Consider the following 15054-nt stretch of genomic DNA (forward strand, 5'->3'; position numbering starts at 1 on the left):
CCGGCAGCATTTTTTGAATTTCAGTGATTTTCCGGATACCGGGGCATCTCGTTTCGGTAGAGAAGTTCCTTTCCGCGAATATCTTTCACGGTCATCGTATCATAGATCCGCTGTGTGACGCTGTCGATGTATGGACGCGTCTTTCCGGTAATGTCATAGCGGGCAAAGTAGGGATTCGGACCGTGCATAACGACTGCTTCCCCTTCCCTGTAAAACAGCTGGCTCTCCGCAACTTCCGGCCATTCCGTGATTTCAAGAGCGGTCTGCTGGCTGCCGATATACCCCGGCCTGCTGTGAAAATACAGGACGGCGCTGTGCTTTGCCATAAATGCAGAGTGTTCGTTCAAAGTTTTTCTGAGAGCATCTCTGTCATAGATGGAATCAAGGAGCAGTTTTTCGATGGACAGGCCGCTGCTGTATTCTATGAGCTCGTGCTCATATCCCAGGAAGCGTCCCGCAATCTCACAGACCTCGACCGCCTGCCCGGGAGCCCAGAAGAACTGCATAGACAATGCCCCTTCAGTCTGGCCAGTGGCGGCGATGAACTTTTCCAGAATATTTTTGGCAGGTTCATAGACATCACCGATCAGGCGGGATGGATAGACATTTCTGGTACTGATGGGAACATCACGCGTTCCGGTCCCGGTCTTTTCGCGGTCTGCGATACTGAGAATATGAACCTGGCCGTCCATTACCCAGGACATCAGATTGAATTCATACCCTGTATTGTATTCTTCAACGAGAATTTCTTTCACACGCGAGGTCGAGCAGGCGCGGGAAAAATACCGGCGTACCTCTGCGGGGGAGTTCAGCACATACAGTCCGCGGGAGCCGTACATATCCAGCGGTTTGGTCACGGCCGGAAAACGAAGCTCTGAAAGTTCCGTATCGGAAAATCCGCGTTTCAGGCATACGTGGCGCGGTGTTGCGATGCTGAGCGAATTCAGAAGCTGCTTCATCTTCATTTTATTTCGGTAGAACGGCAGCTGTTCGGGTTTGAGATAGCAATCCAGGCCGGCCTTATCGGAGGACCTGACCATGCATTCAAACAGGAGGTCGGAAAACGAGGTGATAATGGCGTCTACATCATGCTGGCGGGCATAGCGCGACAGGGACACTGTTTCGCGGACATCGATATCGTAGGCAAAATCCGCAATCTGTTTTGCGGGACTGTCGGGGTATCCGTCGCAGACAACGGTGCAGATACCGCGTTCCTTTGCCAGTTTAACCAGCTGTGTAAATTCATTCAGGGAACCTAAAATCATTAAACGTTTTTTCATAGATTATTCTCCAAACTGCTGCGTCACTGTGAGGACTGCATCTGCAAGGTGTTCCATCTCCCAGTTTCCATAGCGCTGGTCACAGGGAAGCGGGAGAATGTTGGCGGCAAGATCATATTCTACTGATTCCTCCGGCATGGATGCAATGACATTATTCCAGTAGACAGGAATATAGATATGCAAAGAAGCCAGTTCTCTGCGGATGGCAGGTCCGTTTCTGGTGTAAAACGGATAGGCAAACGGTCCGTCCGGAACGATATGATTCATGATGTTATCCTGTTCGAGGCGCTCACTCAGATACCGGTAGTTGCGGCTGCGCGTGCGGCGCACGGCGTCATAATCAATTCCGTTTAATATGTTTCTGGTGATGAGGGACATATTTTTAACGGGCTCGCTGTGAAAACTGTCTGCTGCCGCCAGCATTTCAGTGTAATGATCGGAGGCGGTATCCTCCAGACGGCCGAGCAGGTGCGCCATCCTGTGCTGGGACTGGTCTGTCACAGGAACAGGGGGCAGTGTCTGGCTGCAGGAAAGATATGCCCCGTCACTCACGCCAAAATATTTCCGGCAGGAGTACAGTGTCGGAATGTTTTTCAGCGGCCGCTGGAAGAAGCTCTGCGTGTTGTCGACGATGATCCGTTCGTACCGCTGAGAAAATGCAAGGATCTGTTCGTCTGACAGCTGGCCGTAGTAATTGATCAGGTAGAGATATTCATCATCGGATAGTTCACAATCCAGCACCGGGGCCAGGTTTTTGTCCAGATGATAGTAGTGCAGGGAAAAGCCTGCCCGCTCACATGCGCTGGTCACCGAATCACAGATAAGGTAAGGCACGTGCAGAGTCCTGCATTGCAGCGATTCCAGCAAATAAACCAGGGCAGTTCGGCCCAGGTTTAATTCGCAGAGACCGGAATAATAAGGCCGGCTGTTCAGATGTTCCAGTTCGAAATATCCGCCTATTTCCATCATGTTATTCCTCCGTATCTTTCTGGCGCACCGTATAGTGCGGCATTTTTTTAGATTCATTCAGAATATTCATCAGGTACATGCCGATAATGCCCAGGGAGAGCAGTATCAGGCTGAATCCGCAGAGCATAATCAGTATCAGAGACGTCCAGCCCTCCACGGAAGCGCCAAAGATCAGATAGCGTATCAGATAATACAATGCAAGCAGTACGCTGACTGCAAATCCCAGGATTCCGATATCCCGCACGACGAGAAGAGGAAATGCGGTATGGTTCGTGATATCGTAGATCAGATCCCTGACCAGCCGCCTGAAAGGGTAACCACTTTTCCCGTAAGCACGGGCGTCGTGGCGTACCGGCACATTGATGATCCTGTTGGAGGTCTGTACCAGCAGATTGCCGATCTGCGGAAGGTGTGTGTTTGTCGTCAGTATGGCGTCTACGATAAACTTCCGCATCAGCCGGAAACTTGTGATCTCCAGATCCGGATCTTTCCCGAGCATCTTGGAAGTCGCCCAGACAGAGAAACGCGTGCCCAGTCTCCGGATAAAGTTATGTTTGCGGCCTTCATATTTTGCGAGAATGACATCCACGTCATCCCGTTCATTCATCACAGAGATCATCTTCGGAAGCTCTTCCGGAGGATGCTGCAGGTCGTCATCCATTGTGATCACGAAATCACCTCTGGCATAGGAAAAACCACACAGCAGGGCAGGATGCTGACCGAAATTTCTGGCCATCTGTATGATCCTGACACGCCGGTCACGGCTGCGCAGCTGCTTCATGATCTGGTACGAATTATCCCGGGAACTGTCATCAACCAGGATAAGTTCAAAGTCCTCGCGGAGTGTCTGTTCGAACACATCACGCAGGCGTGTATATAACTCTTCAAGGGTATGTTCTGAATTATAGACGGGAACAACCACAGAATATAAACTCATGTTCTGTCTCCTTTGTTTCTTTTTTGTGACTCGCGGTACTTAAAAGTAACCCTCTTTATCATAGCATTATAAAAAGTTCATTTCAACTGATATCTGGGATATTGGTTGAAGCCTTGATGGAATCGTGATATAATCAATTAGTTTAATACCGGGGTCAAAAGATCATGAAAAATACCTTTTGACCCAATATTTTAGTTTCACGAAATGAAAAATCGGGAGAAATCATGGGAAAAACAAAGGATTACGTACAGCTGCACCTGAATATTCTGCTGTTTTCTTTGACGGGGATTTTTTCGAAGCTGGCTTCTATCCAGTATAATAAGGAAGGACTTACCTCCGTCTGGCTCTATGTGTTTCTGTTTTTAATGATCGCCGACTGTGGGATCTATGCCATAGCCTGGCAGAAAGTGATAAAAAAGTTTACGCTGTCGACGGCTTACGCGAATAAAAGCGTGTATCTGATCTGGTCACAGGTCTGGGCAGTTCTGATATTCAGAGAGAACCTGACGGTGAACAACATAATCGGTATGCTGATCGTATTTATCGGAGTGATGGTGGTGCAGAGATATGAATAGAATGTATATGCTGCTGATGTTTGCGGGAACATTTTTTACGGCTTTCTCGCAGATACTGCTGAAATTAAGTGCCGGGAAAACTTACCGGCATCCAATATATGAGTACCTGAACTGGCGGGTTATGCTGGCTTACGGCCTGTTTTTTGGCGTACTGCTGCTCAATACCTATGCTTATACAAGGGTGGACATGAAGTACGGAGCCGTGATCGACTCCTTTGCTTATGTGTTCGTACTGCTGATGTCCTGGCTGATTCTGAAGGAAAAGATCACGAAGGGGAAACTGATCGGAAACATGATCATTATAGCAGGAATCATTATTTATACGATTTAGTCGGAACAAACCGGAGGATACTTATGATAGAATTTAACAGGGCCCCTTATGTGGGGACCGAGACACAATATATGCAAAAAGCGATCGAAAACGGAAAACTCTGCGGGGACGGACCGTTTACCAGAGAATGTTCAGACTGGATGAAGAGACATTATCATACGAAAGAAGTGCTGCTCACCACCTCGTGCACCCACGCACTGGAGATGGCAGCGTACCTGGCGGACATCCAGCCGGGGGATGAGGTGATCATGCCGTCCTATACGTTCGTATCGACGGCCGATGCGTTCGTGCTCCGGGGAGCCAGGATCGTGTTCGTTGATATCCGGCCGGACACCATGAATCTTGATGAAAATAAGATCGAAGATGCGGTCACGGAGAAGACGAAGGCTATCGTGCCGGTACACTATGCCGGTGTGGCATGCGCAATGGATGAAATCCTGGAGATTGCCGGGACGTATCATCTGAAGGTGATCGAGGATGCGGCGCAGGGAGTTCATGCCGCCTATAAAGGGCGCGCCCTCGGTACGATCGGCGATTTCGGCTGCTACAGCTTTCATGAGACGAAAAATTATACGATGGGAGAAGGCGGCGCCCTGCTGTTTCAGGATGAAACGTATCTTGAGAAAGCGGAGATCCTGAGAGAGAAGGGGACAAACCGCAGCAAATTCTTCCGCGGACAGATAGACAAGTACACCTGGGTGGATTACGGGTCTTCTTACCTGCCAAGCGATATGAATGCTGCCTATCTGTACGCACAACTGGAGGCCGCGGATAGCATTAATGAAAAAAGGCACGCGATCTATGACTTTTACCATGCAAACCTGAAAGAACTGGAGGATGCAGGATATATTGAACGGCCGTTTGTCCCCGACTATGCCGAACACAATGCCCATATGTATTATCTGAAGGTTCAGGATGAGACTGTCCGCCGGGCATTGATTCAAAACCTCAAAGAGCAGGGGATATTAAGCGTGTTCCACTATGTACCGCTTCACACCTCTCCGGCAGGGCGGAAATATGGACGCTTCTGCGGCGAGGATATCCATACGACGAGGGAAAGCGAACGGCTGATGCGGCTGCCTATGTTTTATAACCTGTCCATGGATGAAGCGGCAGTGGTCGTGGAAGCAATCAGAAATTTTTTCAAGTAAACGGATAAAGGAGTACACGGCATGGGCCAGTGGGTGAATTATTTAAAGAAAATACGGCCTTATAACATACAAAAAGGTATCCGATACCTGAAGCACTATGGCGTGAAAGAGTTCATGGTGCGTCTCTCAGAACGGATGGAGCCGGATGAAGTTCCGTACGGTCCTTGGTTCGAAAAGCACAGGATCGATCCCGGGGAACTGAAAAAACAAAGAGAGGACAGATGGAATAAAGAGAAACCTCTGATCAGTGTTGTGGTGCCGGCTTACCGGACTCCGAAACTCTTTCTGGAACAGATGATCGATTCTGTCAGGGAACAGTCCTATGATAACTGGGAACTGTGCATCGCAAACGGGAGTCCCGGGGAAGAGGAAATGGGACAGGTGCTGCGGCAGTATCAGGCACTTGATAAGAGAATCCGGGTATGCAGTCTTGAGAAGAATCTCGGAATTGCCGAGAATACGAATGCGGCATTTGCCATGGCGTCGGGGGACTTTGTCGGTCTGCTGGACCACGATGATCTGCTTGCACCGGATGCACTGTATGAGGTTGCGAAGGCGGTCACAGAGTTTGAGGATACGGATGTGGTGTATACGGATGAAGACAAGGTGACGACGGATCTGACAGAACATTTTCAGCCTCACTTCAAACCGGATTTCAGCATCGACCTGCTGCGCTCCAATAACTATATCACGCATTTTTTTGTGGTGAGAAGGACGATCGTGGAAGAAGCAGGGGGATTTCGAAAAGAATATGACGGTGCGCAGGATTATGATTTTATTTTCCGGTGCACGGAGACAGCGCGCAGGATCTGCCACGTGCCGAAGGTGCTCTATCACTGGAGAACACACAGGGCCTCGACGGCGGACAACCCCGCAAGCAAACTGTATGCATTTGAGGCGGGGAAGCGTGCAATCGAGGGAAACCTGAAACGCTGCGGGGCAGACGCCACGGTAACGCACACGAAGGATTTCGGATTTTACCGCGTCACGTATGCGGTAAAGGAACAGCCGCTGGTATCTGTCATCATTCCAAACAAAGATCATGCGGACGTATTGAAAAAATGTCTGGATTCTGTAAGAAAAAAAACGTCATATACGAATTATGAAATCATAATTGCAGAGAATAACAGTGTGGAGCAGGAGACATTTTCCTATTATCGTGAACTGGAACAGGAACGGGATGTAAAAATTGTTGCCTGGCAGGGAGAATTTAATTATTCTGCGATCAACAATTTTGCAGTCAGGGCTTCTTCCGGTGATTACCTGCTGTTCCTCAACAATGACGTCGAGGTGATCTCAGACTGCTGGATGGAGGAACTGCTCGGGAACTGCCAGAGAGAAGAAGTTGGCATCGCGGGTGCGAAGCTTTACTATCCGGATGACACCATTCAGCATGCCGGGACAGTCATTGGGATCGGCGGCATTGCGGGTCATGCGTTTTTGAATATGCCGCGTTCCCGTACCGGTTATATGCATAAGGCTTCGATACAGCTCAACGTGAGCGCCGTGACGGCTGCCTGTATGATGATGAAGAGAAGTGTGTTTGAGCAGCTCGGAGGATTTGAGGAGAGGCTGACGGTAGCATTCAATGACGTGGACCTGTGTCTTCGGACCGTCAAAGCCGGATATCTAATCGTCTATGATCCGTGGGCGGAGCTTTACCATTACGAGTCGAAATCCCGGGGAGCCGAGGACAGCGAGGAAAAAGTAAGACGTTTCCAGACGGAAATCGAGTTTATGAGAAACCGCTGGATCGGACTTTTAAAGGACGGGGATCCTTACTATAACAGAAACCTGACGCTGTCCAAGTGGAATTATTCACTGCGGGCATGAGCGGCCGGGCAAAAATACAGGAGGGTGGCATGCAGGAAGTCTCTGTAGTGATACCGAATTTTAACGGGATTTCGTTTATCGAGGCCTGTCTTTTAAGTCTGAGACGGCAGACATATCCCGGGTTCGAAACGATCGTGGTCGACAACGGGTCGACAGATGGCAGCCGTGAACTGGTGGAAGAGAGATTCCCGGAGGTCAGACTGGTTGCGCTTCCGGAAAACCTTGGCTTTTGCCGTGCCGTAAACGAAGGGATTCTGGCTTCTGATTCGCCGTACGTGATCCTGCTGAATAATGATACCGAGGCGGAACCGGATTTTGTAAGAGAGCTGTTCATCGATATCAAACGCAGGAAACGGGCGTTTTCCTGTGCGGCGAAGATGCTGAATATGTATCAGCGGGAGCTGATCGACGATGCGGGGAATTATTACAATGCGCTCGGATGGGCGTTCGCCGCAGGAAAAGGTCAGGATGAGAAGAAATATGACAGGCCGCGGCGGATCTTTGCCTCCTGCGGCGGGGCTGTTATTTACCGCAGGGAGTTTCTGAATGTGACCGGACTGTTTGACGAGGAACATTTTGCTTATCTGGAGGATATGGATATCGCATACCGCGCGAATATCCTGGGATATCAAAACTGGTTCTGTCCGGGGGCACGTGTGTACCATGCGGGCAGCGGAACGAGCGGTTCCAGATATAATCTGTTTAAGGTGCGTTACTCTTCCAGAAACAACATCTATCTGATCTACAAAAACATGCCGTTTCTTCAGATCCTTCTGAATCTGCCTTTTCTGGCAGCCGGATTCGGCATTAAGCTGCTGTTTTTTGCACGCAGGGGATTCGGGCGTGAGTATGCGGCCGGAATCAAAAACGGGTTTTCACTGGCTGCCGCCGGGCGAAGGCAGGGCAAAAAGGTCAGGTTCTCCTGGAGGCATCTGGGGAACTATATCTGGATTCAGCTTCAGCTGTGGATCAATATTATCAGAAGGCTGCTGCATAAAGGTTAATAAAAATTTTATTGCCTAAATTTGCAACTTATTGTATAGTAGTAGCGTGGAAGGGTATAAAAGGTGATCAAAATTGATAAAAGATAACCAAAAATACTTTAACCGTCTTCATATTCTGATCGATGCGATTGTCATCATGGTTTCCTACTGGCTGTCCTGGTTTCTGAAGTTCCAGACTCCGTTTTTTGACAGCGAGGGCGGACGCCTTTCCTTTCAGAGATATATGGGGACGCTTCTGCTGATCGTACCGGTCTATCTGATCCTGTATTCGGCATTCAGTCTTTATACGCCGAAACGTGTGCAGGGCAGGCGGCTGGAGCTGGCCAATATCGTAAAAGCCAATACGATCGGGCTCTTTATTCTGATCGTGGTTCTGTACGTGACGAAGGAGAATGATTTTTCCAGGACTGTACTTTTTATCTTCTTCTTCATCAATATCGTGGCGGAGGAGCTGGTCAGGATCATCATCCGGCATGTGCTGCGCGATATACGTAAGAAAGGTCTGAATCAAAAGCACATCCTGCTCGTGGGATACAGCAGGGCGGCAGAAGAATATATCGACCGTATTCTGTCGAATCCGCAGTGGGGGTATACCGTGCGGGGGATTCTCGATGATTCCGTGGAAGCCGGGACAGAATACAGGGGAATTAGAGTATTGGGAAGAATAGATAATTTAATGATCATTCTGCCTCAGAACAGGCTGGATGAGATTGCGATTACGTTGGGGCTGAATGAGTACAGCAGGCTGGAAGAGATCGTGGCGCTCTGTGAGAAATCGGGGGTCCACACCAAATTTATCCCGGATTATAATAATATTATTCCGACCAAACCGTATACGGAAGATCTGCTGGGACTTCCAGTCGTCAATATCCGTTACGTTCCGCTCAGCAACACGTTTCAGTTTACGCTGAAAAGGATCACGGATATTTTTGGATCGATGGCTGCCATCGTGGTGTTTTCCCCGGCAATGCTTCTTTGTGCCATACTGATCAAACTGACATCGAAAGGACCGCTGATCTACAAACAGGTGCGCGTGGGGCTCCATAACAAAGAGTTTGAGATGTATAAATTCCGTTCCATGGAGGTGCAGCCGGAGGCGGATGAAAAAAAGGCGTGGACGGTCAAGAACGATCCCCGGGTTACGGGAATCGGCAAATTCATGCGCAGGACAAGCCTGGATGAACTGCCGCAGCTGTTTAACATATTTAAAGGCGATATGAGTCTGGTAGGGCCAAGACCGGAACGCCCGTTCTTTGTGGAGAAGTTCCGGGAAGAAATACCGCGCTATATGGTGAAACATCAGGTCAGACCCGGACTGACAGGCTGGGCTCAGGTAAATGGTTACAGGGGAGATACTTCTATCCGGAAACGTATCGAGTATGATTTGTATTATATTGAAAACTGGACGCTTGGACTTGATATAAAAATCTTATTTTTAACCGTGTTTAAGGGGTTTATCAATAAAAATGCATACTAAAGAAAGAATTATAAGAGGTTTATTATGGCAAAGAAAGTAAACAGCAAGATGATGAAACGCAAACGCAGAAGAAGAGTATTGTTTATCTTTGAGATTCTTATACTGCTGATTCTGGTGGGAGGCATCTTCGTCTATGCACAGGTGAATAACAAGCTGAATAAGATTCAGAGCGGTGACGTTGATATGGGTGAAGTAGGGGTCAACGAAGGCGTCGTGGACAATGAGGTACTCCAGGGTTATCAGACGATCGCACTGGTCGGGCTGGACGCGAGCGGTGTCGGTTCTCTGGAACAGGGCAACAGCGATACCATGATCATCGCCAGCATCAACAATGATACTAAGAAAGTGAAGCTGGTCTCCGTATACCGTGATACGTATCTGAATATTGGAGATGATAACTATAAAAAGGCAAATGCGGCATATGCGAATGGCGGGCCGCAGCAGCTTATGACGATGATGAATAAGAATCTGGACCTGAATCTTACCGGTTACGTGACGGTGGATTTCACTGCACTTGTGGAGGCCATCGATCTGCTCGGCGGTCTGGACATTGAGATGACCGCGGACGAAGTGGAGCATATGAACAACTATTGCCAGGAAACTTCAAAACTGACCGGGAAAGGTTATGATCCGATCGATAAGGTTGATGGTGTACATCACCTGAACGGAGTACAGTCTGTGTCTTATGCGAGAATCCGCTATACGGCGGGCAATGACTTCAGGCGTGCGGCCCGTCAGAGACTGGTAATTTACAAGATGGTGGAGAAGGCGAAGAATTCCAGCTGGTCGACGCTGAACAAGATCGTTGATACGGTATGTCCGATGATCTCGAGCAGCCTTTCCAAACAGGAGATCCTGAAGATGGGGATGGCAATGATCGGCTATGATATAGAGGATCAGGTAGGGTTCCCGTTTGACCATCTCGAGGGAGAGACGATCTCAAATATAATCGGTGATGCGATGGGTAAAGATGAAGGGTATGACTGCGTACTGCCGGTGACACTCGAGACGAATGTGGTGAAGCTGCATGAGTTCCTGTATCCGGAGGATGCATACGCACCGTCGGCGACGGTAAAAGAGTACAGTGACCATATCATTGATATCAGCGGATACGGAGAGGAAGATATTCCGTCCAGTTCCGAGGATGGCGCGCTTCCGGCGGATTCATATTAAATACAGGACGGCTGTTGCACATGCGTAGAGCGATTTATGTTGTGCAGCGGCCGTTTTTATAAGGAGAGGTAAAAATGCCGAAGTCAGTTGATGTGATAATACCGACGTACCATCCTGGAAAAGAATTCAGGGAACTTGTAAAAAGACTGCTGGTACAGGAATACCCGGTTGATCACATTTTTATCATGAATACGGGAGAAGAAGACTGGGATGAACAGATCGGGATGCTGTCGGATAAGATTGTTGTGGAACATCTTGAAAAAGCAGGGTTCGACCATGGAGGCACCCGGCATCGGGCGATACAAAAGTCGAGCGCCGATATCGTAATCTGCATGACTCAGGATGCAATGCCGAAGGACAGAAGCCTGGTGGGCAGCCTGGTGGAATCTTTTGACGATACGGCGGTAAAGGCGGCCTATGCGAGGCAGCTTCCGGCGCGGGACTGCGGCGTAATCGAGTGCTATACGAGGGAATTCAATTATCCCGAACAGAGCCGTATCAAGCGGAAAGAGGATCTGCCGGCGCTCGGAATCAAGACGTATTTCTGTTCCAATGTGTGCGCCGCCTATGACAGAAAGACATATCTGGAATTGGGAGGGTTTGTTCGGCATACCATATTTAACGAGGATATGATCTTTGCGGCAGGGCTGATCGGGCATGGGTATGCAGTTGCATATACCGCGGATGCGCGGGTGGTGCATTCACATAACTACAGCGGAATACAGCAGCTGAGGCGCAATTTTGACCTCGCAGTATCACAGGCGCAGCATCCGGAAATATTTGCGGACGTACCGTCTGAGGGGGAGGGAATCCGTATGGTGAAGCAGACAGCCGGATATCTGCTTCGAAAAAGGCCGTACCTGATACCGAAGCTCATCTGGCAGAGCGGGTGTAAATATCTGGGTTTCCGGCTCGGCAGGAGGTATGAGCGCCTTCCGAAGGGAATGGTGATGAAGCTGACGATGAACAGAGATTACTGGAGCCGGAACACAAAAGGATAATACGCTTTCACCCTTTGTTAAAGCTTTTATCACAGATTGAACACAAATTAAAAGTACACTGTGTTTATAAGATGACGACGGAAGTCAAAAAAAGTGAGGTAAGAACGATGAGTGACGAATGGAATAAAGATGGCAACGGATTTGATTCTGTTCCGTTAAATGATCATACAGAATCAGAGGCTCCAATTTCAGGTGATAATCGGAATATGCAGGCGCAGGATCATTCGGCGGATACAGGGACCGCAGAGCAGAGCAATACGACTTACAGCTGGGTAAATCCAAAACTGCAGCAGCAGTCAGGGACAGAAGACAAACGGGAATGGGACTCCCGCAATACGTGGAGTGACCAGAGTACGGGACAGACGCGAAGTACATGGGGTGATCAGCAGGGTGCAGGAGAGAAACGTTCGGCACAGTATGACTCCTATCACTTTTCGAATATGCAGACAGAGCCTCCGAAGAAAGTGAAGAAGCCGGTAAACCCGACGCTGAAAAAGTTTGGCCTGTGTGCTGCGCTGGCACTTGTATTCGGATTGATTGCAGGTTTTACGATACTCGGAATCACCTCGCTCGGAGGCGGCAAAGAACAGGTTCAGATTCAGCCGACGATTCCATCTACTGAGACGACCACATCCGGCGACAGTGTCAAAGCTGAAGCACAGAACACCAATGCCGCAGGCAATACGGTAGCAGATGTGGCGCGCAATTCCATGCCGTCCCTGGTCTCCATCAGCAATAAGAGTGTGCAGGAAGTTCAGGATTTCTTTGGCGGAACACAGGCATATGAAAGTGAAAGCAGCGGTTCGGGAATCATTGTAGGACAGAATGACAGTGAACTTCTGATCGCTACCAATAATCATGTTATCTCGGGCGCGAATACGATCACGGTAAGCTTTATCGACAATTCGTCGGTGGAAGCACAGATCAAGGGTACGGATGCCAACAATGACCTTGCGGTGGTTGCGGTGGATATCAGCAAACTCTCTGAGGACACTCTGTCACAGATCAAGGTGGCTACGATCGGCAATTCTGATGACCTGGCTGTAGGTGAACAGGTGGTGGCCATCGGCAATGCACTCGGATACGGACAGTCTGTGACTTCTGGATATGTGAGTGCTCTGGACCGCGAAGTGACTGTAGAAAACGTAACTGCAAATCTGATTCAGACGGATGCGGCAATCAACCCCGGTAACAGCGGGGGAGCACTGCTGAACATGAACGGAGAACTGATCGGAATCAATTCAGTAAAATTTGCGTCCAATGCGGTGGAAGGAATGGGATATGCGATTCCCGTGTCCACAGCGGAACCGATCCTGGATGAGCTGATGAACCGTGAGACCAGGTCTAAGGTGGACGAAGCTAAATCTGCTTATCTGGGTATCAGCTGTAAAAATGTATCGGCAGAGACTTCTCAGATGTATAACATGCCGACGGGAGTTTTTGTCTACGACGTGACAGCAGGAACAGCGGCTGAGAAAGCAGGCATGTTAAAAGGTGATATCATTACAAAATTTGACGGATCAACGGTGAGCACCTACAATGAGCTGGTGAGTGCGCTGGAATACTATGAAGCAGGCGAGACGGTGGAAGTGGTTGTGCAGCGGGCTGACAGCGGTGAATACAAGGAAGTGACGCTGAACATAACGCTGGATAAGCGGCCGGATGATGCCGCACAGTCTTCAGGACAGCCGGCGCTGCCTCAGAATTTCCAGTAGGGCGGATGATACTGTGTGGAAATTCCCGCCGGAAACATCTTCTGGATGTTTTCGACGGGATTTCTTTCGTGCCGTTTAAGAAAAACTTAACTTGTGAGACGGCAGTATTTAAGCTATAATAAGACCATGAAAGTGAGGATTCAGAAGAGTGACAGATGATAATAAAGAAATCATAGAAAATAGCGACAAGAATACCGGAAAGGCAGACACGGATGATTCTTCGGGCGACAGCCCCAAAAAAGACGAATATGAGAAAGTCTGCTTTCTGTGCAGGCGGCCGGAGAGTAAGGCGGGGAAGATGATAGAACTCCCCAGCAATATTAATATCTGTACCGATTGTATGCAGAAAAGTTTTGATTCCATGAACAACGGCACCACGAATTACAGCGAACTGATGCAGAACATGCCGAATATCAGCATGGTAGATCTTTCCTCCATTCAGAACCGGGTGCCGGAGAAGCAGCGGCTGAAAAAGAAAAAGCAGAAAGAGGAGGAGCCCGTACAAAAATTTACCATGAAAGACATTCCGGCTCCCCACAGGATCAAAGCTCAGCTCGATGAGTATGTGATTGGGCAGGAGCAGGCAAAGAAGGTGATGTCCGTTGCGGTTTATAATCATTATAAAAGAGTTCTCTCAGACTACAACGATGGTGTCGAGATAGAAAAATCCAATATGCTGATGATCGGTCCGACCGGAAGCGGTAAAACATATATGGTTCAGACCCTTGCAAAACTGCTGGATGTGCCGCTGGCGATCACAGATGCTACTTCGCTGACAGAGGCAGGCTATATCGGGGATGACATTGAGAGTGTGGTATCCAAACTGCTGGCGGCGGCGGATAACGACGTGGAGCGTGCCGAACACGGCATCATCTTCGTGGATGAGATAGACAAAATAGCGAAAAAGAAGAATACCAATCAGAGAGACGTCAGCGGTGAGGCTGTACAGCAGGGTATGCTGAAGCTGCTGGAGGGAGCAGACATTGAGGTGCCGGTGGGAGCGAACAGCAAGAATGCGATGGTCCCGCTCACCACAGTCAACACCAGAAATATCCTGTTTATCTGCGGCGGAGCATTTCCGGACCTGGAGGAAGTGATCAAAGAACGCCTGAACAAACAGGCATCCATCGGATTTCGGTCTGACCTGAAGGATAAGTACGATAAAGAGCCTGATATTCTGTCCAAGGTAACACTGGAAGACCTGAGAAAGTTTGGTATGGTTCCGGAATTCCTGGGACGTCTTCCGATCGTTTTTACCCTGCAGGAACTGACAGAGGATATGCTTGTATCAATCCTGAAAGAGCCTAAGAATGCCATCCTTAAACAGTACAAAAAGCTGTTGGCGATGGACGAAGTGAAACTTGAATTTAATGATGGTGCGCTGCATGCGATTGCGGAGAGGGCGCTGCTGAAAGACACGGGAGCCAGAGCGCTGCGGGCGATCATTGAGGAATACATGCTGGATATCATGTATGAAATCCCCAAGGATGATAATATCGGAGAAGTCATCATTACACGGGAGTATATCGAACACACAGGCGGACCCAAAATCCTGCTGCGAGGACAGGAGACGGCTCTGCTGGAGGAGCATCAGTAAAAGTAAACAAA

General features: G+C 49.0%; 13 protein-coding genes. 10 read left to right on the forward strand and 3 right to left on the reverse strand.

Going from position 1 to position 15054, the window contains the following annotated elements; translation table 11 throughout:
- Positions 1 to 20: 20 nt before the first annotated feature.
- Genes NQ502_RS13710 through NQ502_RS13720 form a run of 3 tightly spaced genes read right to left on the reverse strand, consistent with a single transcriptional unit; the run spans position 21 to position 3186 of the window.
- The gene (locus NQ502_RS13710; RefSeq protein ID WP_028528221.1) at positions 21 to 1280 is read right to left on the reverse strand and encodes an ATP-grasp domain-containing protein; all 1260 of its coding nucleotides are present in this window, start codon (positions 1278 to 1280) and stop codon (positions 21 to 23) included.
- A gap of 3 nt (positions 1281 to 1283) precedes the next feature.
- The gene (locus NQ502_RS13715) at positions 1284 to 2249 is read right to left on the reverse strand and encodes a hypothetical protein (protein ID WP_028528222.1); all 966 of its coding nucleotides are present in this window, start codon (positions 2247 to 2249) and stop codon (positions 1284 to 1286) included.
- Position 2250: 1 nt separating this feature from the next.
- Positions 2251 to 3186, reverse strand: coding sequence for a glycosyltransferase family 2 protein (locus NQ502_RS13720; protein ID WP_028528223.1), 936 nt, complete (start codon positions 3184 to 3186; stop codon positions 2251 to 2253).
- A 224-nt stretch (positions 3187 to 3410) separates the two neighbouring features.
- Between NQ502_RS13720 and NQ502_RS13725 the strand changes: the two genes are divergently transcribed.
- The 10 genes from NQ502_RS13725 (at position 3411) to clpX (ending at position 15043) form a co-directional block, all read left to right on the forward strand.
- On the forward strand, positions 3411 to 3761 hold the full coding sequence (locus NQ502_RS13725; RefSeq protein ID WP_028528224.1) for an EamA family transporter: 351 nt from the start codon (positions 3411 to 3413) through the stop codon (positions 3759 to 3761).
- Positions 3754 to 4092, forward strand: coding sequence for an EamA family transporter (locus NQ502_RS13730; protein ID WP_028528225.1), 339 nt, complete (start codon positions 3754 to 3756; stop codon positions 4090 to 4092). Before NQ502_RS13725 ends, NQ502_RS13730 begins: the two co-directional genes overlap by 8 nt.
- A 23-nt stretch (positions 4093 to 4115) precedes the next feature.
- Positions 4116 to 5243, forward strand: a complete 1128-nt coding sequence (rffA, locus tag NQ502_RS13735; RefSeq protein ID WP_028528226.1) for a dTDP-4-amino-4,6-dideoxygalactose transaminase — start codon at positions 4116 to 4118, stop codon at positions 5241 to 5243.
- A gap of 21 nt (positions 5244 to 5264) precedes the next feature.
- Positions 5265 to 7076, forward strand: coding sequence for a glycosyltransferase family 2 protein (locus NQ502_RS13740; RefSeq protein WP_028528227.1), 1812 nt, complete (start codon positions 5265 to 5267; stop codon positions 7074 to 7076).
- A gap of 29 nt (positions 7077 to 7105) precedes the next feature.
- Complete coding sequence (locus NQ502_RS13745) at positions 7106 to 8080, forward strand: glycosyltransferase family 2 protein (protein ID WP_028528228.1); 975 nt, start codon at positions 7106 to 7108, stop codon at positions 8078 to 8080.
- A gap of 73 nt (positions 8081 to 8153) precedes the next feature.
- Positions 8154 to 9557: an undecaprenyl-phosphate glucose phosphotransferase gene (locus NQ502_RS13750; protein ID WP_028528229.1), complete on the forward strand. Its 1404-nt coding sequence runs from the start codon at positions 8154 to 8156 to the stop codon at positions 9555 to 9557.
- A 24-nt stretch (positions 9558 to 9581) separates the two neighbouring features.
- Positions 9582 to 10730, forward strand: a complete 1149-nt coding sequence (locus NQ502_RS13755; protein ID WP_028528230.1) for an LCP family protein — start codon at positions 9582 to 9584, stop codon at positions 10728 to 10730.
- A 74-nt stretch (positions 10731 to 10804) separates the two neighbouring features.
- Positions 10805 to 11731 carry a glycosyltransferase family 2 protein gene (locus NQ502_RS13760; RefSeq protein WP_028528231.1) on the forward strand — a complete coding sequence of 309 codons (927 nt, stop codon included), beginning with the start codon at positions 10805 to 10807 and terminating at the stop codon, positions 11729 to 11731.
- A gap of 107 nt (positions 11732 to 11838) precedes the next feature.
- Positions 11839 to 13446 (forward strand): S1C family serine protease, encoded by a 1608-nt coding sequence (locus NQ502_RS13765; protein WP_044983157.1) that lies wholly within the window; start codon positions 11839 to 11841, stop codon positions 13444 to 13446.
- Between the two features lie 148 nt (positions 13447 to 13594).
- Positions 13595 to 15043 (forward strand): ATP-dependent Clp protease ATP-binding subunit ClpX, encoded by a 1449-nt coding sequence (gene clpX / locus NQ502_RS13770; RefSeq protein ID WP_028528232.1) that lies wholly within the window; start codon positions 13595 to 13597, stop codon positions 15041 to 15043.
- Positions 15044 to 15054 lie beyond the last annotated feature (11 nt).

The organism is Ruminococcus gauvreauii (assembly GCF_025151995.1).
GTDB lineage: Bacteria > Bacillota > Clostridia > Lachnospirales > Lachnospiraceae > Ruminococcus_G > Ruminococcus_G gauvreauii.